This is a genomic window from Pantoea sp. SM3 (genome assembly GCF_000963995.1).
Classification (GTDB): Bacteria; Pseudomonadota; Gammaproteobacteria; order Enterobacterales; family Enterobacteriaceae; genus Pantoea; species Pantoea rwandensis_B.
The window spans coordinates 229,831-252,702 of the sequence record NZ_JZRD01000013.1 but is presented as its reverse complement, the minus strand read 5'-3'; the positions used below and the strand labels follow the sequence as shown (position 1 = coordinate 252,702).

Annotated in this window: 22 protein-coding genes; 11 read left to right on the top strand and 11 right to left on the bottom strand. The window is 53.7% G+C overall.

The window, feature by feature from the left end; all coding sequences use genetic code 11:
- Positions 1-3: 3 nt before the first annotated feature.
- Positions 4-693 carry a DUF1190 family protein gene (locus VI01_RS08595; protein ID WP_038644673.1) on the bottom strand — a complete coding sequence of 230 codons (690 nt, stop codon included), beginning with the start codon at positions 691-693 and terminating at the stop codon, positions 4-6.
- Positions 694-834: 141 nt separating this feature from the next.
- On the bottom strand, positions 835-2,307 hold the full coding sequence (gene tolC, locus VI01_RS08590) for an outer membrane channel protein TolC (protein ID WP_038644675.1): 1,473 nt from the start codon (positions 2,305-2,307) through the stop codon (positions 835-837).
- A gap of 212 nt (positions 2,308-2,519) precedes the next feature.
- Here tolC and nudF point away from each other — a divergent pair, with 212 nt between their 5' ends.
- From nudF to VI01_RS08560, 6 genes are all read left to right on the top strand, one after another.
- The gene (gene nudF / locus VI01_RS08585) at positions 2,520-3,155 is read left to right on the top strand and encodes an ADP-ribose diphosphatase (protein ID WP_045814803.1); all 636 of its coding nucleotides are present in this window, start codon (positions 2,520-2,522) and stop codon (positions 3,153-3,155) included.
- Positions 3,152-3,577, top strand: coding sequence for a DUF1249 family protein (locus VI01_RS08580; protein WP_034828381.1), 426 nt, complete (start codon positions 3,152-3,154; stop codon positions 3,575-3,577). The genes nudF and VI01_RS08580 overlap by 4 nt, the downstream gene beginning before the upstream one ends.
- Before the next feature lie 37 nt (positions 3,578-3,614).
- Positions 3,615-4,442 carry a 3',5'-cyclic-AMP phosphodiesterase gene (cpdA, locus tag VI01_RS08575; protein ID WP_038644678.1) on the top strand — a complete coding sequence of 276 codons (828 nt, stop codon included), beginning with the start codon at positions 3,615-3,617 and terminating at the stop codon, positions 4,440-4,442.
- Between the two features lie 3 nt (positions 4,443-4,445).
- Positions 4,446-5,027, top strand: a complete 582-nt coding sequence (yqiA, locus tag VI01_RS08570; RefSeq protein ID WP_045814802.1) for an esterase YqiA — start codon at positions 4,446-4,448, stop codon at positions 5,025-5,027.
- Between the two features lie 47 nt (positions 5,028-5,074).
- Positions 5,075-6,970: a DNA topoisomerase IV subunit B gene (parE, locus tag VI01_RS08565; RefSeq protein WP_045814801.1), complete on the top strand. Its 1,896-nt coding sequence runs from the start codon at positions 5,075-5,077 to the stop codon at positions 6,968-6,970.
- 65 nt (positions 6,971-7,035) lie between these two features.
- Positions 7,036-7,935, top strand: coding sequence for a LysR substrate-binding domain-containing protein (locus VI01_RS08560; RefSeq protein ID WP_045814800.1), 900 nt, complete (start codon positions 7,036-7,038; stop codon positions 7,933-7,935).
- 32 nt (positions 7,936-7,967) lie between these two features.
- On the opposite strand, the gene VI01_RS08555 is transcribed toward VI01_RS08560, so the two are convergent.
- Together VI01_RS08555 and VI01_RS08550 are read right to left on the bottom strand one after the other, a co-directional pair.
- Positions 7,968-8,276: a putative quinol monooxygenase gene (locus tag VI01_RS08555; RefSeq protein WP_038644686.1), complete on the bottom strand. Its 309-nt coding sequence runs from the start codon at positions 8,274-8,276 to the stop codon at positions 7,968-7,970.
- A gap of 31 nt (positions 8,277-8,307) precedes the next feature.
- The gene (locus VI01_RS08550; protein ID WP_045814799.1) at positions 8,308-8,889 is read right to left on the bottom strand and encodes an NAD(P)H-dependent oxidoreductase; all 582 of its coding nucleotides are present in this window, start codon (positions 8,887-8,889) and stop codon (positions 8,308-8,310) included.
- A gap of 163 nt (positions 8,890-9,052) precedes the next feature.
- Here VI01_RS08550 and VI01_RS08545 point away from each other — a divergent pair, with 163 nt between their 5' ends.
- On the top strand, positions 9,053-9,817 hold the full coding sequence (locus VI01_RS08545) for a transporter substrate-binding domain-containing protein (protein WP_038644689.1): 765 nt from the start codon (positions 9,053-9,055) through the stop codon (positions 9,815-9,817).
- A gap of 188 nt (positions 9,818-10,005) precedes the next feature.
- A complete protein-coding gene (locus tag VI01_RS08540) occupies positions 10,006-11,268 on the top strand; it encodes a hypothetical protein (protein ID WP_045814798.1) in 1,263 nt (420 codons plus the stop codon).
- Between the two features lie 102 nt (positions 11,269-11,370).
- Here the strand turns inward: VI01_RS08540 and VI01_RS08535 are convergent, their stop codons facing one another.
- The 6 genes from VI01_RS08535 to VI01_RS08510 form a co-directional block, all read right to left on the bottom strand.
- Entirely contained in the window at positions 11,371-12,234 is an 864-nt protein-coding gene (locus tag VI01_RS08535) for a ketose-bisphosphate aldolase (protein ID WP_045814797.1), read from the bottom strand.
- 246 nt (positions 12,235-12,480) lie between these two features.
- A complete protein-coding gene (locus tag VI01_RS08530) occupies positions 12,481-13,332 on the bottom strand; it encodes a class II fructose-bisphosphate aldolase (RefSeq protein WP_045814796.1) in 852 nt (283 codons plus the stop codon).
- A gap of 9 nt (positions 13,333-13,341) precedes the next feature.
- Entirely contained in the window at positions 13,342-14,433 is a 1,092-nt protein-coding gene (locus tag VI01_RS08525) for a PTS fructose transporter subunit IIC (protein WP_034828408.1), read from the bottom strand.
- Positions 14,434-14,444: 11 nt separating this feature from the next.
- On the bottom strand, positions 14,445-14,759 hold the full coding sequence (locus tag VI01_RS08520) for a PTS fructose transporter subunit IIB (protein ID WP_034828411.1): 315 nt from the start codon (positions 14,757-14,759) through the stop codon (positions 14,445-14,447).
- 24 nt (positions 14,760-14,783) lie between these two features.
- A complete protein-coding gene (locus tag VI01_RS08515) occupies positions 14,784-15,254 on the bottom strand; it encodes a PTS sugar transporter subunit IIA (protein WP_034828413.1) in 471 nt (156 codons plus the stop codon).
- A gap of 18 nt (positions 15,255-15,272) precedes the next feature.
- The gene (locus VI01_RS08510; RefSeq protein WP_045814795.1) at positions 15,273-16,835 is read right to left on the bottom strand and encodes a transcription antiterminator; all 1,563 of its coding nucleotides are present in this window, start codon (positions 16,833-16,835) and stop codon (positions 15,273-15,275) included.
- A 411-nt stretch (positions 16,836-17,246) separates the two neighbouring features.
- On the opposite strand from VI01_RS08510, the gene parC reads away from it, so the two are divergent.
- The 3 genes from parC to ftsP all read left to right on the top strand — a co-directional run bounded on the left by parC (position 17,247) and on the right by ftsP (position 21,833).
- Complete coding sequence (gene parC / locus VI01_RS08505) at positions 17,247-19,520, top strand: DNA topoisomerase IV subunit A (protein ID WP_045814794.1); 2,274 nt, start codon at positions 17,247-17,249, stop codon at positions 19,518-19,520.
- Positions 19,521-19,558: 38 nt separating this feature from the next.
- On the top strand, positions 19,559-20,296 hold the full coding sequence (locus tag VI01_RS08500) for a 1-acylglycerol-3-phosphate O-acyltransferase (RefSeq protein ID WP_045814793.1): 738 nt from the start codon (positions 19,559-19,561) through the stop codon (positions 20,294-20,296).
- Between the two features lie 109 nt (positions 20,297-20,405).
- Positions 20,406-21,833 (top strand): cell division protein FtsP, encoded by a 1,428-nt coding sequence (ftsP, locus tag VI01_RS08495; RefSeq protein WP_038644703.1) that lies wholly within the window; start codon positions 20,406-20,408, stop codon positions 21,831-21,833.
- Between the two features lie 156 nt (positions 21,834-21,989).
- Here the strand turns inward: ftsP and dkgA are convergent, their stop codons facing one another.
- The gene (gene dkgA, locus VI01_RS08490) at positions 21,990-22,817 is read right to left on the bottom strand and encodes a 2,5-didehydrogluconate reductase DkgA (RefSeq protein WP_045814792.1); all 828 of its coding nucleotides are present in this window, start codon (positions 22,815-22,817) and stop codon (positions 21,990-21,992) included.
- Between the last annotated feature and the right edge of the window lie 55 nt (positions 22,818-22,872).

Genomic DNA, 22,872 nt, shown 5'->3' with positions numbered 1-22,872 from the left:
GGCTTAGCCTCCCATCGAGCGGCTGCTGCCAGTGCTGCTGCGATTGGTGCTGGTGGCATTGCTGCGCTGCATAGTGTTTTGTTTCGCAACGCTCTCACCGAAGCCACCACGCGTGATGGTGGAGGTGGTCGCTGGCTTAGGTGCCATGGCGGTTTTCGGCACGTTCATGCTACGGCCTGAGGTCGCGGCACCATAGTTTTTGCCTGAAGCATCGACAAACTGACCGTTAGCCGGGCTGTTCGGGGTTTTCGGTGAGAACAACGGTTGCTGCGCAAAGCCCGCGCCGCCGCCCATCATGCGCCCCATCATGTAACCGGCCATCAACGGCATCCAGAAGCTACCGCTCTGCTGCGCTTCGGCATTGTTAGTGGTGCCGACACCGGCCTGAGCAGGTGTTTGCTGGCACTGATTCTCACCGAACTCTGCGACGCAATCTTCGCGCGTGGCGTATTTCGGTGCGGTGCGTTCGGCTTCTTTCTTCGCATTGTTATATGCAGTGGTACATTGCGCGCTCTGGCTAGGGTTAGCTTTCGCACAATCATCCGCGTTTTGGTACAGCGATACTGTCTCATCGCTCTGTTCGCAGCCAGCCAGCATAAACACTGCGGTCACCGCGAGTGCAACTGGCGTTAAATGGCGTGCCTGCCAGCTTTTACGAAAAGCGGCATGACGAATATGTTTAGTCCGTTTCATTATTTTCATCCTGTGCCCAAAGGTGGGGCTTAGGATAGGTGATGAGTGGTGGAAAATGAAGCGAGAAGCCGGATGGCTGGGGGATCTTTACGTTGTTATACGTTTGAATGCGAAAGGGGCCGCAAGCGGCCCCTTAAGGGATTAATTACCGAAAGGATTTCCGCTGCTGTGTGCGGCAGCCGGTCGCGCTTTCGCGGCGGCTGAAGGTGCCGAAGTTTTCGGACCATTATCGACACGTGAAGCCTGCTGGCTGTTTTCCGGTGCCACCACTTCTGGAGCGGTGGTGATTTCCTTGCCAAGCGTGCTGTTCAGCTGCTGCAGGTCCTGCTCATTCAAGGTACCCAGCGCATATTTGATGTTCAGCTGGTTAATCAGGTAGCTGTAACGCGCATCAGAAAGCTGCTGCTTAGAGTTGAACAGGGTCGTGGTCGCATCCAGCACATCAACGATGGTACGGGTACCCACCTGATAACCGGCTTCCATCGCATCCAATGAGCTCTGAGCAGACACAACGGCCTGTTTGTAAGCATCGATGCTGCTGATAGACGCGTTAACGTTGTTGAACGAAGAACGCACGGTCTGGATTGCACTACGATGTGCGCCTTCCAGCTGCTCGCTGGCGGCAACAAAGTTGTACTGCGCCTGTTTCACCTGCGAGGTCACCGAACCACCGCTGTACAGCGGCAGGGAGAAGCTCAGGCCAACCTGGTTGGAACCCGTGATGGAGTCAGTGGTGCCAGCGCTCTGGTTAGCACGGCTGCCGCCATATTTGCTGTTAGACACACCGGTAGAGGCCGTCAGATCCAGCGTTGGCATATGACCCGACTCAGCAGAGCGAATTTGCTCGCGCGCCAGGTCCTGGCTCAAACGTGCAGATAACAGGCTGAGATTGCGGCTTTCAGCCTGCTTCAGCAAGGAAGCAACGGCATCCGGGCGTGCGGTTTTGAAACGATCGATATTCAGTGAAGCCAGTGCCAGATAATCCATACCGGTGATCTGACGCAGCGATTCCACCGCATTATCGAGGTTGTTACGCGCGGTCACTTCGTTGGCCAGCACGCTGTCATACTGCGCACGGGCGTTCTGCACATCAGTGATCGCCACCAGACCCACGTTGAAGCGTTGGGTGGTTTGATCCAATTCGCGGTAGATCGACTGTTTCTGCGCTTCTGTGTAAGAAAGGGTATCAATCGCCTTCAACACGTTGAAATAAGCGGTTGCGGTGTTCAGAATCAGATCCTGTTGTGCGACCTGATAGGTGACATCCTGAATTCCGGCGGTTTTTTCCTGCAGCGACAGCGCACGCCATTTCGACATATCGAAAATGGTTTGTGTTAATTGCAGAGAAGCGCTGGTCGTGTTGGAATGAAGACCGCTGCTGTCACGGTAACCATTATTATAGGTATAATCTGCGCCCAGACCGAGCTGTGGCAATAAAGGGCTACGCGCTTCGTTAATTTTCTCAAAGGCTGCATCACGGTCAGCGGCAGAAGCACGCAGATCCGGGTTGCTAAGGCGCGCCTGCTGGTAAACCTGCAACAGGTTCTCTGCCTGGCTGGCAAGGCTAAATCCGCCCAGGCTCAACCCAATAAAAAGTGGGAGCAGTTTTTTCATTTGCATTCCTTTTGTTGCAGCAAATTGCACTGGTAGTGCTGCAGGTAAGCCAAAAAATAATCGCCGATTCTACAGAGGCGGCGTCAGAGATAAGTTGGCTGAACGTGCCTTCTTCCCCTAATTTACGTAAATAATTCAGAAAGAACCACTCGGACGGAGCACAAGGGTTGGCTTTTCTTCGCTCCATCCCAATCTGCATAAGGAACCAGATGATGGCGGGTGAAAAAAAATCCCCTGTGACTTTCACAAAAAACGATGTAGAAATTATTGCACGCGATACACGCTACGATGGTTTTTTTTCCATTGTCCGCTACCGTTTCCGGCATCGCCGCTTTAATGGCGAGATGAGCGGTGAGGTGGTACGCGAAGTTTTTGAGCGCGGACACGCCGCCGTGCTGCTACCCTATGATCCCTTACGCGACGAAGTGGTGCTAATCGAACAGATTCGCATCCCGGCTTATGATTCCAGCCCAACGCCCTGGCTGCTGGAAATGGTGGCCGGTATCATTGAACCCGGTGAAACGCCGGAAGATGTGGCGCGACGTGAAGCAATAGAAGAAGCAGGCCTCAAGGTCGGGCGTGTGAAACCGATAGTGAATTACTTAGCCAGCCCAGGCGGAACGTCTGAACGTTTGTCGGTGCTGGTGGGCGAAGTGGATGCCAGCCTGGCAGAGGGAAATCACGGGCTGGAGGAAGAGAATGAGGATATTCTTGTCCATGTGGTGAGCCGCGAACAGGCTTATCGCTGGGTGGAAGAGGGGATTATTGATAACGCGGCATCTGTCATCGCCCTGCAATGGCTGGCGTTGCACCATGAAAAACTACGACAAGAGTGGAAGCTAAAATGAAACAGCGCTATACCCCTGACTTTCCCGAAATGATGCGATTGTGCGAAACCAATTTCGCCCAACTGCGTCGCCTGCTGCCGCGTGATGACGAGGCAGGCGCGTCGGTGATCTATCAGGTGAGCGGCGCCCGTTATCAGCTGACTATTCAAGAGTCGACGCGTTATACCACGCTGGTGGAGATTCGCCAGGTGGCCCCGGCAGTGAGCTACTGGAGCCTGCCATCCATGTCCGTTCGGCTGTACCATGATGCGATGGTCGCTGAAGTGTGTTCCACTCAGCAGATCTATCGTTTCAAAGCGCGCTATGATTACCCTAATAAAAAACTGCATCAGCGCGATGAAAAACATCAGATTAACCAGTTTCTTGCAGATTGGTTGCGCTATTGTCTGGCGCACGGTGCTGTAGCAGTGCCGGTCTGCTGATAGCATACAACTATGGCGTGGAGAGAAAGGAAACGCTTTGGATAGCCTGCTTACTCTTCCTGCGGCAAATGGGGCCGATATCAGGATTTTACAAATCACGGACACCCATCTTTTTGCAGGAAAACATCAATCGCTGCTTGGGGTAAATACCTGGTCGAGTTTTGATGCGGTGCTGGACGCCATCATGGCACAACAGCGCGATTATGATTTGATTATCGCCACCGGCGATCTCGCCCAGGATCACACCGTCGAAGCTTATCAACACTTTGTAGCGGGCATTTCACGCCTGCCAAAGCCGTGTGTCTGGCTGCCGGGGAATCACGATTTTCAGCCCGCGATGGTCAATACACTTGCCGATGCCGGAATCGCTTCCGATAAACATGTGCTGCTGGGCGAACACTGGCAGCTGGTGCTGCTCGATAGCCAGGTCTTTGGTGTGCCGCATGGCATGTTGAGCGAGTACCAACTCGAGTGGCTCGACAAGGCGCTGCGCCAGCATCCTGAGCGCCATACGCTGGTGCTGCTGCACCATCATCCGCTCGCTTCCGGCTGTACCTGGCTGGATCAGCATAGCCTGCGCAATCCCCATCAATTAGAAGCGGTGCTGCAACACTTCCCGCGTGCGCGTAATCTGGTGTGTGGCCACATTCATCAGGAATTAGATCTCGACTGGCATGGTCGTCGCGTGCTGGCTTCTCCTTCGACCTGCGTGCAGTTCAAACCGCATTGCACCAACTTCGCCATCGATGACGTGGCACCGGGTTGGCGCTGGTTAACCCTGAAGGCCGACGGCGTACTGGAAACCGAAGTGAATCGTTTGCAAAGCGATCTGTTCCGCCCCGATTTAGATTCCGAGGGCTACTAAGCGATGGCGGCGCTGATCTATCTGCACGGATTCAACAGCTCTCCGCAATCGGCCAAAGCCACACAACTGCAGCAGTGGGTAGCGCAACAGCATCCGCACATCAACGTGCTGGTGCCACAGCTGCCCACGTTTCCCGCCGAAGCCGCCAGCATGCTGGAAGAGCTGGTGATGCAGTACGCCGGTGAGCCACTTGGCCTGGTGGGATCGTCGCTCGGGGGCTACTTCGCTACCTGGCTGTCGCAATGCTTTATGCTGCCTGCGGTGGTGGTCAATCCTGCGGTGAGGCCGTTTGAGCTGCTGGTGGATTATCTCGGCGAGAACCGTAATCCCTACACCGGCCAGCAATATGTGTTAGAGTCACGCCACATTTACGATCTGAAAGTCATGCAGATTGACCCTCTCGAAGCGCCCGATTTACTCTGGCTGCTGCAACAGACCGGCGATGAAGTGCTCGATTACCGCCAGGCGCTGGAATACTACAGCGCATGCCGCCAAATGGTCGAAGAGGGTGGCAATCATGCTTATATCGGATTCGAACGCCATTTTGCGCAGATCATTGATTTTCTGGGACTAAATGTTCCCTGATTGCTGCGAGATGGACCCCTATTCCTATTGCTAATCAGACAGTTACGATGAGCCAATCAAGTTATAATGCCGATGCCATTGAGGTCTTAACCGGCCTTGAACCGGTGCGTCGTCGTCCGGGGATGTACACCGATACCACGCGCCCAAACCATCTGGGCCAGGAAGTGATCGATAACAGTGTCGATGAGGCGCTGGCTGGTCACGCCAAACGCGTGGAAGTGATCCTGCATGCCGATCAGTCACTGGAAGTTATCGATGACGGTCGCGGTATGCCGGTGGATATTCACCCGGAAGAGGGTGTACCAGCGGTTGAGCTGATTCTTTGCCGTCTGCATGCAGGCGGTAAATTCTCCAACAAAAACTACCAGTTCTCCGGCGGCCTGCATGGCGTGGGGATTTCGGTGGTCAACGCCCTGTCAAAACGTGTTGAAGTCACCGTGCGCCGTAATGGCGAGGTCTACGATATTGCCTTCGAAAATGGCGATAAAGTGCAGGATCTGACGGTGACCGGCACGGTCGGCAAACGTAACACTGGCACGCGCGTGCATTTCTGGCCGGATGAGAGTTTCTTCGATAGCCCACGCTTCTCGGTGTCGCGCCTGACGCATGTGTTGAAAGCCAAAGCGGTGCTGTGTCCGGGCGTGGAGATCGTGTTCAAAGACAAGGTCAATGATACCGAGCAGACCTGGCTCTATCATGGCGGCCTCTCTGATTACTTAGCTGAAGCAGTCAACGGCCTCCCCACCTTGCCGGAAAAACCGTTTGTCGGCAGCTTTGCGGGTGATGTTGAAGCGGTGGATTGGGCGCTGCTGTGGCTGCCTGAGGGTGGCGAGCTGTTGATGGAAAGCTACGTCAACCTGATTCCCACCATGCAAGGCGGGACACACGTCAACGGTCTGCGCCAGGGCTTGCTGGATGCGATGCGTGAGTTCTGCGAGTTCCGCAATATCCTGCCACGCGGTGTAAAACTGTCTGCGGAAGATATCTGGGATCGCTGCGCCTACGTGCTGTCGGTCAAAATGCAGGATCCGCAGTTCGCCGGTCAAACCAAAGAGCGTCTCTCTTCGCGTCAGTGCGCGGCATTTGTCTCGGCTATCGTGAAAGATGCCTTCAGCTTGTGGCTGAACCAGAACGTGCAAGCCGCCGAAATGCTGGCCGAACTGGCGATCTCCAGTGCTCAGCGCCGTATGCGCGCGGCCAAGAAAGTGGTGCGTAAAAAGCTCACCAGCGGACCGGCACTGCCGGGCAAACTGGCAGACTGTAGCGCACAGGATCTGAATCGCACCGAACTCTTCCTGGTGGAAGGGGACTCCGCAGGTGGATCGGCCAAGCAGGCGCGCGATCGTGATTATCAGGCGATCATGCCGCTGAAGGGTAAGATCCTCAATACCTGGGAAGTGTCGTCAGACGAAGTGCTGGCATCGCAGGAAGTGCACGATATTTCAGTGGCGATCGGTATCGATCCCGACAGTGAAGATCTGAGCCAGCTGCGTTACGGCAAGATCTGTATCCTCGCGGATGCGGACTCCGATGGCTTACACATCGCCACCTTGTTGTGTGCGCTGTTTGTGAAGCACTTCCGCTCGCTGGTGCAACATGGCCATGTTTATGTCGCCATGCCACCGCTGTATCGCATCGATCTCGGCAAAGAAGTCTTTTACGCGTTAGATGAAGACGAGAAAGAGGGCGTGCTGGAGCAGCTGAAGCGTAAGAAAGGCAAACCGAACGTGCAGCGCTTCAAAGGTCTGGGTGAGATGAACCCGCTGCAGCTGCGTGAAACCACGCTCGACCCTAACACCCGTCGTCTGGTGCAGCTGACGGTCAGCGATGATGATGTTGAGCAGACGCTGCGCGTGATGGACATGCTGCTCGCGAAAAAACGTTCTGAAGACCGCCGTAACTGGCTACAGGAAAAAGGCGACCTCGCCGACCTGGAAGCTTGATGACCTGGGACGCTACGGCGTCCCAGATTATTTAGGCCAAGCCAAATTTTTACGGGGAAAGGAACGTGAAAATCACACTGGAAGAACTGCGCGCCTGGGTGGCGGTGGTGGATACTGGCTCAATCACGGCGGCGGCCGAGCAACTCGATCAAACCAGTTCTGGTATCAGCCGGGCGCTGAGTCGGCTGGAAAGCAAATTACAAACCACCCTGATGCACCGTACCACGCGGCGTCTCGCACTCACTGAGGAAGGGTTAATCTTCCTCGATCATGCGCGCCAGATCCTCTCGTCGGTAGAACTGGCGGAAGAGCAGATTGCCCAGCGCCGCGATATTCCTTCCGGCAGATTGCGCATCAATGCCAACGCACCCTTTATGCTGCATGTGATTGTGCCGCTGGTGGCGGAATTTCGACAGCGTTACCCGCTGATTCAGCTGGAGTTGAACACCGACGACATCATGATCGATTTGCTGGAGCAGCAGACCGATATCGCGATTCGCGTCGGGGAGTTGCGTGATTCCACGCTGCGTGCCCGCGTGCTGGGCAGCAGCGCGACGCGCTTAGTGGCGAGCCCGGCTTATCTGCAACAGCATGGCGAGCCTGAAACGGTTGAGGCGTTGTCAGCCCATCAGCTTTTGGGATTCAGCCAGCTGGATGCGCATAACGTCTGGCCAGTGTGGCAGCGTGAAGGTGAGTTCTTACAAATTAAGCCGACCCTGTCGGCCTCCAGCGGAGAAACCTTACGTCAACTGGCGCTGGCAGGGCAGGGTATTGCACGCTTGTCTGATTTTGTCAGCCGCAAAGATCGCGAGCGGGGCGATTTAGTGCAGGTGCTGGAGCAGGAAACGCGCGAATGGCGTCTGCCGGTTCACGCCGTGTATTACCGCAACCAGTCCCTTACCTCGCGCATTACCTGTTTTCTCGATTTTCTGCGCGAAAAAATAGAGCAAGATCGCCTGCTATAAAAAAGCCCCTGCACAGGCAGAGGCTTGGGCGATTAACGCGCTGGCTCTAACACCAGGATTTTCACGTCCACCACATCATCTTTGATCGTGGCGCGATGCGCGTCCATGTGCGGCATCTGCTGATGCTGCTCAAGATGGCGCAGTGATTCCCACTGCTCCAGCATAAAGATCGAATCCGGTGAATTCTGCTTCCACGGCACCTGCGCCTGATGGTCAACCAGCGCGTCGTACTGATGGCAACCCTCCTCTTCCAGCACGGTAGGGATCAGTGTCTTAATGGCTTCCAGCACCACATGACGGCGGCCTGGCTTGACGCAAATTTCTGCAACGACGGTTAACATAGCGCTTCCTCTTTTCCCGGTGTGCTTACAGTTAAGCAAAGATCTGGCTGAGATGAGTCCGATAACGTTCGATATCGCGCGGTACGTCCGGCATCTTGATCACATCGTTACAGATAAAGGTCGGTAAACCTTCCATACCGAGGAACTGGTTGGCTTTGTGGAAGTGCAGATAGAGACCGTCCACGCCTATGCCTTCAAAGAACTGCTCAGGATCGGTAAACGCCTCCAGCGGCGCATTCCACGTCAGCGACAGCATGTATTTTTTGCCCTGAATCAAACCGCCAGAACCGTACTTTTTGCCCGCGTCGCTGCGCGTACGGCCATCGCTGGCATACAGTGAGCCATGACCTTCAGTGAACACGTCATCAATGTATTTTTTCACCGTCCACGGCTCGCCCATCCACCAGCCAGGCATTTGATAGATCACCACGTCGCTGTCGAGATATTTTTGCACTTCCTCTGCCACGTTGTAGTCGCTGTCGGCAAGGGTGACCACCACGTTATGGCCCAAATCGCGCAGTTGGCTGGCCGCCACCTCTGTGAGGGTATGGTTCAGTTCGCCTTTCGAGTGGGCAAAGGTTTTTCCGCCGTCGATGATTAAAATATTGCTCATGGATGATTCGCTCTGTTTCCCGTTGATGGCGCACACTCTACGCGCGCAGGCGGAACAAAAAAATGCGTGATTGATCACAAGACTTTTGCTAATAAAGCAACAATGCGCAGGGCTATGCAACAATCCGCGCGCAAACCGACATCAACATAAAAAAGAAGAAATCATGAAAACCGCGATACTGAGTGCATTACTTCTGGTGAGTGGCGCTGCGTCGGCGCAATCCCACCTCGACGAAATTCGTAGCAGTAAAACCCTGAAAGTCTGTACCACGGGCGACTACAAACCTTACAGCTATCTGCGCAGCGATGGGCAGTATGAAGGGCTGGATATCAGCATGGCGCAGTCACTGGCGGCCAGTCTGGGCGCCAAAGTGCAGTGGGTGCCAACCACCTGGAAAACCATGAGTGACGATTTCGTGGCGAAGCAGTGTGATATCGCGCTGGGTGGCGTGTCCGTGACCTTAAAACGTCAGCAGATTGCCTGGTTTGCCGAGCCGCTGGGTGTGGATGGCAAAATCCCGCTGGTGCGCTGTGATGATAAAGACAAATACCAAACCGTCGCGCAGATCAACAAGCCGAGTGTGCGGGTGATTGAACCGGCTGGTGGTACCAATGAGGCCTTTGTGCACAGCCACTTGCCGCAGTCGACACTGCAACTGGCCGATAACGTCGGTATTTTCCAGCAGCTGGTGGATAAGAAAGCCGATGTGATGATCACCGATGCGTCCGAAGCATTATTCCAGATGAAGCACTACCCGACGCTGTGCGCTATCAACCCGGATAAACCGATGCAATATGGTGAGAAGGCCTACATGATCCCGCGTGACGATATGAGCTGGAAACTGTACGTCGATCAGTGGCTGCATCTCAGCACCGCCACCGGCGAATATGCGCAGATTGCTTCGCAGTGGTTGGGTATTGCTAAATAATTACCACCCTAAAAATTAGGTGTGAGCCTTAAAATCCCAAGGTTATGTAGTAGTGGGCTATAGTTCTAAAATTTCATAAAATATTTTATTATAAGGCTCCGAGGTCCGCGGGGTCTTATATTTAATGTTTTTAATTGGTTTGATCTAATCATTAGCAGTTGGTGTTTTTTTCTGATTTGGAGGGGTACATGGAAGACATAATTAGAAATTTAAAGGTCAGTATTAAGGAAGGCCTATATCTAGCATTGAAATCATCTATTGGCATCAGTACTGTTGCCATTTTCATTGTCTGGTTTTATCTCTTCAGTTTGGGTCGTCAAGACGTATTTCTTGATGTCATCAATAACATACCATCAATGATAGTTATCGTTATTTTCTCATTTTTAATTATGGTTATGTTCTTTTCTTTATTTGTATCCTCTTCGTTTGTAACGATTTTCTCCTTTAAGTTATACCAAAAGGAAATTGGAGTTTACAAAGGGTTTGGGTCTCATCTTACAATTATCTGTGTATATAATAGCATTTTATTTTGGTGTGGGTTTTTCTTTCTATTTTTATGTTTTGAAAAAAAATGGCCTGATAATGGTTACCTTCATTTTTTATCATTCGTTGTAGCGACGATGTTAACAGCGGCGAATTCCTATCGCATGCTATCGAAAAAATTGTTGAAATCTTCTAATTTTGAAGATTTGAATATCACTAAGACCTATATTCCATTCCATAGAAAACTTGTCGAAAAGTTTCTCTTATCTGCTATCTTACTTGCTCCAGCTTGGGTGCAAATTTTTCCGTTATTATTTATTTTCCCACGATTAGACTTCGGCGAAATTCATAATGATTACGCACAGCTAGGCATGGTTATGCTGCTGGTAATCATAATATCCGTATTTACTATGCTACCTGCAGTTGCATGGTTTTCTGCGTCACAAGAACGAGGTTATTTCTACAAGTTTAGAGATATATTTCTTGCGATGATTTTTGTTGTTTTTATTATTTTCACCGTATTCAGATCTTTTTCAGATGTTGTGGTTAATTCATCTCTGCGTTTGGTTGGTATCACTGATTGGCATGCACATCACTATTATATTTCAAACGATAAGTTTTCACCTGCACTTTTCCCTGGGAATGAATGGAATACGCGAACATATTCTAAAATTCCTCAGCGATTTTTCATTACTGGTGTGCCGGTTTTTTCATTAGGTAATGTGCAGTTAATTTGCCCTGTTGAGATTCTGGCTTTTCGGGAGCGTAGTATGAGAGAGAATATTAGCGATCTTTCTAGCAGCCAACTTAGGGTCACAGAGCTTAAGCATTACTCCAGCCGCTGTCATGCTTTCCAAAAAGGCGATGCTATGCAATGGGACACTGAACTTAATGATCCCATTTATCTTGAAAAAATAAAAACCAGCTATAACAATAATCTTATTAGATTACTTCACTTGATTAAATAAATAACTGAATGTGATTTATGTAAGTAATATCTTCCTGCTAAAATGGAAATTTATTTAGGCGGCCTTCAGGCCGCCCATCATTGTCTTAATTCCCAAACGTACTCAGCGATACAAACTCGCTTTACCCAATCCACCAAACAGATTCATCTTGTAGCGAATCACTGCTTTGGCGGCAGTAATGGCTTCCGGATAAATCACGTTGGGATCCCACCAGGTTTCACGCGCCAGAATTTCGCGCAGTTTGGCGAAGTAGGCGTATTTCATATCGCTGGAAATATTGATTTTGCCCACGCCGAGGGTCACCGCTTCAGCAATTTCCGCATCCGGGTTAGCAGAACCCCCGTGCAATACCAGCGGAATATCGGTGCGCTGAGCAATATCTCTCAGAATATGCATCTGCAGTTCCGGCTTCATATCTTTTGGATAGATACCGTGCGCGGTGCCAATCGCTACCGCCAGGGTATCGACGCCGGTGCGCTGGATAAAATCTTCTGCCTGCGCCGGTTCGGTATAGATCACTTTGCTGACGCCGCCTTCCACGGTGGTGCCGGTATCGCCAATGGTGCCGAGTTCACCTTCCACTGACACGCCTACCGAATGCGCCAGCTTCACCACCTCTTTGGTCAGTGCCACGTTCTCTTCGTACGGCAGCAGCGATCCATCGATCATCACCGACGTGAATCCACACTGGATGGCGCGCAGCACCTGCGCAATCGATGCGCCGTGGTCAAGGTGAATGGTGAAGGGCACTTTGCTTTTCAGCGTACGTTCACGCACATAGCCAAAGAATTCATCGGTCACGAACTCCAACTCACTCGGGTGAATCGAGATGATCGCCGGAGTATTGGTGGCCTCGGCTTCCTCCACCACAGCACGAATAAAGCAGCTGTCTGCTACGTTAAAAGCGCCGATGGCGAAGCGGTGTTCACGAGTCGGTGCCAACATCTCTTTCATTGAAATCAACATGTTAATATTTCCTCAACGTGAGTTTTACCAGAGCCGACGCGTGCGCCGACCCGATGATGGATAAAAAGGGAAATGCTTCTGCATCCTGTTGCTGCGCGACTTATCGCGCTGTATCTTGCCGCTGCTTTACATCGCGATGATCGAAGCGGCTTTTCAGGTGCGTGTTTAATGCGTCAAATCACGAGTGTTCTTTTCCACGCGTACCCTACGGGGCCCCGTAGGGGTGCCATTTATGGCGTCCGCGCCCTACGCTTTGCCAGCCGATCCCGACCAGCTCAGATACTCAATCACCACTTCACGGCAGGCGGATTCCATCAGCCCAAGCAGATCGGCCAGTTCCGCGTGCGGATGCTGTTTCAGCGCCTGCTCAACCGCGTTTTTACCGGCATCAAACACTGCGGCGCCGACGTTGATCTTCGCCACACCATGCTGACTGACGCGGCGAATATCCTCGGCGGGTGTGCCCGAACCGCCATGCAGTGCCAATGGGCGTGTTGAGACCGCATGCAGCTCCTGCAAACGCTGGAAATCAATCTTCGGCTTTACGCCCGCCGGGTAGAGCCCGTGCGCAGTGCCCACCGAAATCGCCAGCAAATCGATATCGGTTTGCTCAATAAACGGCAGCACGTCGGCAACTTGCGTCATCTTCACCGACGCATCCGCCAGCTCATAGGTGGGTGCATCGGCGATATGCCCCAACTCGCCTTCGACGCAAACGCCAGCGGTGTGCGCCATCTTCACTACCGCTGCGGTCTGGCGAATATTTTCGGCCAGCGGATCGGCAGAGGCATCGATCATCAGGCCGGTAAAGCCGGCGCGAAATGCCTGGCCAATCAGCGGAAAGGCCTTGCCGTGGTCCAGCGCCAGCGCAACGGGTACCGTGGCAGCATTCGCCAGTGCCTGCACCAGCGGCACCGCGACGGCAGGTGGGAAGTGCGTGCTGTGGCCCTGATAGACATTTAATATCAGCGGTGCGCGCTGTTGCTCGGCGGCCTGAATCGCCGCCCGCGCGGTTTCAAGGTTGAAGCAGTTGATCGCTAGCACGGCATACTGCTGTTTAGCGGCGGCCTGAATCAGGTCATTCATCATGGCAAACATGGTGGCTCCTTATTCCAGTGTAAATTTGATCTCTTCGTCGCGGACGCCAGGGGCTTCCACGTCATCGAACTCTTCATCTGCCTGCGTCACCGGTTTTTTCATCAGCGACAGCATCACGCCGCACACCACGGTGCCGATTCCCAGCGCCAGACAGAACATCAGCGGTTTGGTGAACAGCGGCACTACAAACATCCCGCCGTGCGGCACCGGTGCTTCCACGCCCCACACCATAATCAGCCCACCGGCGATGGCAGAGGCCACCACGCAGCTGCCGACCACACGCAGCAGGTCACGCGCCGCAATCGGAATCACCCCTTCGGTGATCATGCAGATACCCATCGGGAAGGCGGCTTTCAGCGCCTCTTTCTCCGCTTTGGTGTACTTATGGCGCGTCAGCAGATACGACAGCGTGATGCCAAACGGTGGAATCATTGAGCCGACAAACTTCACTGCTTCCGGGCCATAAATTCCGTCGACCAGCATGCCGTCGGCGAACAGCGACATGGTCTTGTTGATGGGGCCGCCGAAGTCAAAGGTCGCCATCGCGCCCAGCACCGCACCCAGCACAAACTTCGATCCGCCCTGCATCGATTCCAGCAGATGAATCAGCGCCTTTTGCAGCCAGACTATCGGCTGGCCAATAAAGGTCATCATCAACAGCCCGGCGATGATGGTGCTCAACACCGGCAGCACCATAATTGGCATCAACCCCTGCATCGACTGCGGCAGCTTAATGGTGCGGCGCAACAGCAATACCGTGTAACCCACCAGGAAGCCGCCGAGCATACCGCCGATAAAACCGGTGCCGATCTGCCCGCAGATAAAGCCGACGATCAAACCTGGCGCAAAGCCGGGACGATCGGCGATCGAGTAGGCAATCGCCGCGCTGATCAGCGGCACGATCAACCCCATGCCCCAGCCGCCGATCTGATTCAGCATCCAGGCGATAGTGCCGGTTTGCTTGCCGACATCCGGCCCGCCAATCACCTGACCGAGTGCGATACAGATCCCGGCGGCGACGATCAGCGGGATCATCCAGGAGATCCCGGTGAGCAGATGGCCTTTGATCTCTTGTCCGTACTGACGTTTGTTGTCGTTCATGATGGATCTCCTCAGGCACGCGCCAGTGAATCCGCCACTTTTTCGAGGAATTTCACCGGTGACTTGATCACCACTTCGGTTTTCACTCGCACAATGGGTTTGCCCTGGAAACGTTCTTCGCCGTTGATCTTCACATCAATGGCGAGGATCACTACGTCAGCGGCGGCGATGTCTTCACGCGTCAGCGCGGTTTCAGTGCCAATGGTGCCCTGGGTTTCAACGTGGATGGTGTGGCCCAGTGCATGAGCGCCTTTGATCAGTTTTTCACGCGCAATATAGGTATGCGCGATGCCTGCGGTGCAGGCCGCTACACAGACGATATTCATGTGTCACCTCAAAGAGTTAGGGGATTAACAGAGGTCGGTTTCGGCGTACTGGCTAAACAGCCGGATGATATTGCTGGGGTCGTTTTCCACCAGCAGTTGGGCAATCACCTCATCATCGGCCAGCGCGCTGGCCACCTGCGACAACAGGCGAATATGGGTGGTGTTCTGATCTTCCAGTCGCACCGCGAACAGGATGATGCAGCGCACCTGGCTGCCATCGAGCGTCTCCCAGGGGATATCCTGCTGGGTACGACCAATGGCTAATGTGGTGTGTTGGACGGCGGAAGACTTGCCATGCGGAATGGCAACGTGGTTTTCGAACCCAGTTGAGCCTTCAGCTTCACGCAGCCAGACATCTTCAATAAAGGCTGCGCGATCGGTGATGGCGCCGTCCTGATACAGCAGATCGGTCAGTTCGTTGATCACTTCTTCTTTGGTGGTGGCGGTGAGCGCCAGGTTAACGCGGCGTGGCGTCAGAATGCGGGAAATGTCCATGGGTTTTACCTCATTCAATTAATGTTCAGCCAACGCGCAGTGCGCGCCGTCCGGCAGCTGGCTGCCAATCATGGCGTCAGTCACCCGCCGGATATCGTCATCGTTAAAAAATGCACTCACATACACTGCCGGAATAGGCCCGGCGTTGAGATGGATAGTGGTGATCACTAAATCCACCGTCTGGTTCTGACAAAACGCGGCGTGATTGCTGGCGGAGACCACACCCGCAATTTCCCAGTCAGGGAACGCCCGCAAGATGCGGCTCTTCAGCAGATGCGATGTCCCCACGCCGCTGGAACACACCACCAGAATGCGTTTATGGGCAATTTGCCGCTCCAGCGCGGCCTGGAAATGCACGCAGAGATAACCGATTTCGTCGTCAGCCACTGGCGAAAGCCCATAAGTGCGAGCGGTTAATTGCATCGCCTGTTGCGTTAACGAAAATATGCCCTTCATTTCCTGCTGAATATCCTCCAGCAGCGGATTGCGAATATGAATGTGATATTTGAGTCGATTTAATAGTGGCTTTATATGCACCAGTAAGCCGTCAAATAATAATCGGTCCTGCGCTAAATCTTGCTGAATAAAGGCTGCGAAACGATCAATTAATTCACAGGTTATTTTTACGGACTCTGCGGTGGAGAATTGATTATGCATCGGCGCATTATCGCCGCGCTCTTCCACCACAATGCCGGATGACACGATATATTGATAAATAAAACCCACTTCATCGGCGGGCAGGGCGCAGCACATCCGCTGTTCAATCTGCGTCACCATTTGCTGGGCAATCAGTAAAATGCGCTGATCGAGATCCTGCATTGTGGCCAGCGTTGCCAGTGCCAGCGCATTCCCCTGCGCCATGCGGTGCATCATGATCAGAATATGAGTGCAGAGATTCAGATACCAGGCATCGCCTAGCGGGTAACTGAGTTGCTGCTCCATCTGTTGCAGCAGCGTCTGCACAAAAGCCACATCCTCATCGCCAAAATAATGCACCAGCGCCTGCTGGCTGCCAGGATCGAGACGCGGCAACAGCGGCGTACCGGCAACATTTTGCTGCATCACATCATTGATCAGGGAGACCATTGCCTGACGCAGCGCCTGTTCGTTGCCTTCAATATGGGTGCCACCTGGCCCACGTTGCAGCGTCAAACCCAGCGGCTGCAGCCACTCTTCAATCACCTTCAGGTCATTCACAATCGAGGCGTGGCTGATAAAATAGCGTTCCGACAGCTTACTGATAGAGGTTGCACGCGGCGCGTCACTCAGCAACTGCGAGGCAATTTTTACTCTGCGGCTGTTTTGCCCCAGCGCATCGGCGCTGCTTTCATCGCCGTTGAGTTGCTGCTCCAGTTGCAGGCGCTGCTGGATATCATCAACCCGCAAACGCACGCCGCGGCCTGGGGTTTTCTCCAGCGTCAGTGACCAGCTACCGAGCCAGCTTTCCAGCCACTGCAAGTCGCGCTGAATCGTCTTTTCTGACACGCCCAACTGTAGGGCTAATTCTCTGATCGGCTGCGGTGCAGCATGTTGCAACAGCAGTTTGACTAAACGGTGTTGTCGCGAAGTCAGTATTTGCATTCGGTCACCCTTTATTTTGGCAAAGCGTTTTTAAGATTATTTCCTCGTTAGCTATTTCTTCATGCCAGAAATCAGGAGCGCAATATTGATGTCTTATGGAGTATAAATTTAGGAAAGGACGGTGTAAGCAACAATACTAAATGTTGTCCATGATTACGGACAGCTTTAATACACCTGAAATCGTTAATAATTAATTGCGATCCTGCTCACATATTAATTGGGATATTAATTGTGATATTGCTCTCATTCCTTTTTCATTTTCCAACCGATATCACGTTATTTAAGGCCATACGATTCTGCCTGCGGTCATTGGCTTCCCTGTGACTAACTCGCACGAATAAGGTACTATCCTCGCCAAATGAGCGCCGGATGCCCCGCCGTTGCGGGCCACGAAGTGAGGATGCGAGCTTAATGAGCGAATTGACGCAGGATGGTGCAGAGCGTCTTGCCCTGCACAAATTTACGGAAAACGCGTACCTGAACTACTCCATGTACGTGATCATGGACCGCGCACTGCCGTATATCGGCGATGGTCTGAAACCGGTGCAGCGTCGTATTGTTTACGCGATGTCGGAACTGGGGCTCAACGCCAGCGCCAAATTCAAAAAATCTGCCCGTACCGTGGGTGACGTATTAGGTAAATACCATCCGCACGGCGACAGCGCCTGCTATGAAGCGATGGTATTGATGGCACAGCCGTTCTCCTATCGCTATCCGCTGGTGGATGGACAGGGTAACTGGGGTGCACCGGACGATCCCAAATCCTTCGCCGCGATGCGTTACACCGAGTCACGCCTGTCCAAATATGCCGAGATTTTGCTGGGCGAGCTGGGACAAGGCACGGTGGATTTTATCCCCAACTTCGACGGTACCATGCAGGAGCCGAAGATGTTGCCGGCGCGTCTGCCGAACATCCTGCTGAACGGCACCACCGGTATCGCCGTGGGCATGGCCACCGATATTCCTCCGCACAACCTGCGTGAAGTGGCGGAAGCGGCGGTGAAGCTGATCGACAAACCCAACACCACGCTGGATGAGTTGCTGGATATTGTGCAGGGCCCGGATTATCCGACCGAAGCCGAGATCATCACGCCGCGCAGCGAGATCCGTAAGATCTACCAAAGCGGGCGCGGTTCGATCCGTCAGCGCGCGGTATGGAAGAAAGAAGACGGCGATGTGGTGATCACGGCACTGCCGCACCAGGTTTCCGGTGCGCGCGTACTGGAGCAGATCGCCAACCAGATGCGCAATAAAAAGCTGCCGATGGTGGAAGATCTGCGTGATGAATCCAACCATGAGAACCCCACGCGTCTGGTGATTGTGCCGCGCTCCAATCGCGTGGATGTGGAGCAGGTGATGAATCATCTGTTTGCCACCACCGATCTGGAAAAGAGCTATCGCGTTAACCTGAATATGATCGGACTGGATAACCGTCCGGCGGTGAAAAACCTGCTGGAGATCCTGTCTGAATGGCTGGTGTACCGTCGCGATACCGTGACGCGCCGCCTGAACTATCGCTTAGAGCGCGTGCTGCGCCGCCTGCATATCCTCGAAGGTTTGCTGGTGGCGTTCCTCAACATTGATGAAGTGATTCACATCATCCGTACCGAGGACGAGCCTAAGCAAGTACTGATGTCGCGCTTTGAACTCAGCGACACGCAAGCCGAATCCATTCTTGAACTGAAACTGCGCCATCTCGCCAAACTGGAAGAGATGAAGATTCGCGGTGAGCAGGCGGAGCTGGAGAAAGAGCGCGATCAGCTGCAGGCGATTCTGGCGTCCGAACGCAAGATGAGTAACCTGCTGAAGAAAGAATTGCTGGCAGACAGCCAGACCTACGGTGACGATCGTCGTTCGCCGCTGCATGAGCGTGAAGAAGCTAAAGCGCTGAGCGAAACTGAGCTGGTGAGTGCCGAGCCGGTAACGATTGTGCTGTCGCAGATGGGCTGGGTGCGCAGCGCCAAAGGCCACGATATCGATCCAACCGGTCTCAGTTACAAAGCCGGTGACAGTTACCTCGCCGCCGCCCGCGGTAAGAGCAATCAGCCCGTGGCCTTTATCGACTCCACCGGCCGTAGTTATACGCTGGATCCGACCTCGTTGCCGTCGGCGCGCGGGCAGGGCGAGCCGCTAACCGGCAAACTGACGCCACCGCCAGGTGCCGCGTTTGAACAGGTGCTGATGGAAGCGGACGACCAGAAACTGTTGATGGCCTCCGATGCGGGTTACGGCTTTATCTGTACCTTTGCCGATTTGATTTCGCGCAACCGCGCCGGTAAAGCGCTGCTAACGTTGCCAGACAATGCCAAAGTGATGACGCCAATGGCGGTGCATTCGGGCGATGATATGCTGCTGGCGATTACCCAGGCCGGACGTATGTTGATGTTCCCGGTGGGCGATCTGCCACAGATGTCGAAAGGCAAAGGCAATAAAATCATCTCTATTCCATCAGCGGATGCCGCTGCGGGCGTGGATAAGCTGCAGTGGTTGCTGATTCTGCCGCCGGGCAGTTCGATCACTCTGTATGTCGGCAAACGTAAGCTGATCATGCGTGATGAGGATCTGCAAAAAGTGCGTGCCGATCGCGGTCGTCGTGGCAGCGTGTCGCGAGGCCTGCAGCGCATTGATAGCGTGGAAGTGAACGCGCCAGCGCGCCCGAAAAGTGACGCCAGTAGCGAAGAATAAGACTGACCAGGCAATGGATTGCCCAACTTGAGGAAGCTATGTTACTAATTTTACGCACGATTATTGTTATCGTTTATTCGATTTTGGTGTGCATCTTCGGCAGTATCTGGTGTTTGTTCTCACCGCGTAATCCCCGCCATGTGGCGACGTTCGGCCATATGTTTGGTCGCCTGTCGACGGTGTTTGGCGTCAAAGTCGAACTGCGCAAACCCGCCGACGCGGAGAACTATGGCAATGCGATTTACATTGCCAACCATCAGAACAATTACGACATGATCACGGCGGCGAAGATCGTGCAGCCGACCACGGTCACCGTCGGCAAAAAGAGCCTGCTGTGGATCCCGTTCTTTGGTCAACTCTACTGGCTGACCGGTAATTTGCTGATTGACCGTGATAACCGTGCCAAAGCGCATGGCACCATCGGTGAACTGGTCGAGCAGTTTAATAAAAAGAAGATTTCATTCTGGATGTTCCCGGAAGGCACCCGCAGCCGTGGCCGTGGTTTACTGCCGTTTAAAACCGGTGCGTTTCATGCTGCAGTAGCAGCAGGTGTGCCGATCATCCCTGTGGTGGTGTCGAATACCCACGGCAAAGTGAAACTTAATCGCTGGAACAACGGCCTGGTGATTGTTGAAATGCTGCCGCCAGTGGACACCAGGCAGTTTGAAACCACCTCGGTGCGCAAATTAGCCACCCACTGCCGCGAATTAATGTCTGCTAAGCTGGAAGAATTGAACGCCGAAGTCGCCGAACGCGAAAAAAACGGTAAACTCTAGCCATCCACGGGGCAGAGTTTCTGCCCCGTGCTCATCACAGCAAAAACTCACTAACAAGAACAACATGGACACGGCGTCTTCACGCCCCGCTCAAAAGGTCTGAAGTTTTATGTCTTGCAGCAGACGTCAGTTTATTCAGCTTTCCGCCGGTGTTGCGCTGGCGACCAGTAGCATGCCTTATGCCGCCTACGCTGCGGCCCCGATGGGCGATGTGCCGCTTCCTGTTCCGCCACTGCTTGAATCTCGCCGTGGCCAGCCGCTCTTTCTGACGCTGCAACGCAGCCATTGGTCATTTAGCGGTAATAGCAATAAAGTGCCGGTCTGGGGCATTAATGGCATGTATCTCGGCCCCACGGTGCGCGTCTACAGCGGCGATGATGTGAAGCTGATTTACAGCAACCGTCTCAACGAACCGGTAGCGATGACGGTCAGCGGATTGCAGGTGCCGGGCGCCTTAATGGGCGGTGCACCGCGCATGATGTCAGCCGGCGTTGACTGGGCGCCGGTATTGCCGGTTCGTCAGGGTGCATCGACTTTGTGGTATCACGCCAATACGCCAAATCGTATGGCGCCACACGTCTACAACGGCCTGGCGGGCATGTGGCTGATTGAAGATGACGTCAGCAAAGCGCTGCCGTTACCTAAGCACTATGGCGTTGATGACTTCCCGCTGATTATCCAGGACAAGCGTCTCGATAACTTTGCCACGCCGGTTTATAACCCACCCTCAGACGGCGGTTTCCTCGGGGATACGTTGCTGGTCAACGGCGTGCAGAATCCGTATGTCGAGGTGTCGCGTGGTTGGGTGCGTCTGCGACTGTTGAATGCGTCGAACGCGCGTCGCTTTGATTTGAGCTTCTCGGATAATCGTCCGTTTACCGTGATTGCCAGCGATCAAGGCTTCCTGCCTGCGCCCGTTGCGGTGCAAACGCTGTCGCTGGCACCCGGTGAACGCCGTGAAGTGCTGGTGGATATGTCGCAGGGCGATGAAGTCTCAATTACGGCAGGGACTGCGGCGGGCCTGATGGATCGCCTGCGCGGTCTGTTTGAACCTTCCTCCATTCTCGCCAACACGCTGGTTCTGAGCCTGCGCCCGACCGGCTTACTGCCGCTGGTTACCGACAATCTGCCGATGCGCTTATTAGCGGATCAGATTCTGGATGGTGTGGCGGTGCGCACGCGCGAATTCCGCATTGGCGACAGTGTGCCGGGCATCAATGGCGCACTCTGGGACATGAGCCGCATCGACACCACGGTGCAGCAGGGCACCTTTGAACGCTGGATTATCCATGCCGATCGCCCGCAGTCGCTGCATATTCAGGGCGTGATGTTCCTGATCAAGAGCGTCAATGGCGCACAGCCGATGGGCGAGGATCGGGGCTGGAAAGATACGGTGTGGGTGGATGGTGATGTCGAATTGCTGGTGAGCTTCCCGCAGAGTTCGTCGGATCACTTCCCGTTTGTCTACTACAGCCAGACGCTGGAGTTAGCCGATCGCGGCACGGCGGGGCAGCTACAGGTCAATCCCGTCCCTTAAGAAAAAAGGTGCGCAGCGATGCGCACCTTACAAGAGACCGTCAAATTGACAGGGTCACGATGCATAGCGATCCACACATGACCGCACGCCTGTTGTGAAGCCAATGCAGGCAAGCACGCGCTAGCCGTATCCGCCTGGCGGTTAAACTGTGCCGACTTACCCGTTAAAGTTCTCGGGATCCGGCCCCAAACGATTTCCTTTATCGAGCTTAGTCATCTCGCTGATCTCGGGTTTTTCCAGTCTGAAGTCGAACACCTGGAAGTTTTCACGAATACGTTCCGGCGTCACCGATTTTGGAATCACCACTAATCCGCTATCCAGATGCCAGCGAATCACAATCTGCGCTGGCGTCTTACTGTATTTCTTCGCCAACTCGCGAATGATCTCCTGATCGAATACCCCTTTACCGCCTTGCGCCAGCGGGCTCCAGGATTCGGTCTGAATCTGATGCAGTGCGTTCCAGGCATGCAGCGTGCGCTGTTGCAGCATTGGATGCAGCTCAATCTGATTCACCACCGGCGAGACGCCTGTTTCATCGATCAGGCGTTTGAGATGGGCTTCATGGAAGTTACAGACGCCAATGCTTTTGGTTAAGCCCTGCTGCTGCAGCTCAATCATCTTTTTCCAGGCTTCAACGTAGTGATCTTTTTCCGGGCACGGCCAGTGCATCAAATAGAGATCGACACTCTCCAGTTGCAGCTTATTCAGGCTGGTCTCTATCGCCTGCTGGCCGTTCTGCTGGTCGTCATTCCACAGTTTGGTGGTAATGAAAATGTCTTCGCGTGCGACATCGGTGTCCTGCAGTGCCTGACCGACGGCTTCCTCATTTTTGTAGATGGCGGCGGTATCAATCGAGCGATAGCCTACTTTTAAGGCCTCAACAATCGCCGCCCGGGCATCCTCGATACTCGCTTGCCAGACACCGAGTCCGAGTTGCGGCATCATATTGCCGTCGTGCAGTTTGATAATAGGTTGCTCTGCCATAGTTGCTCCTTATCTGTCGCAGTGACTTACCGTAAAAGCGCTGAGGTTAAGTCTA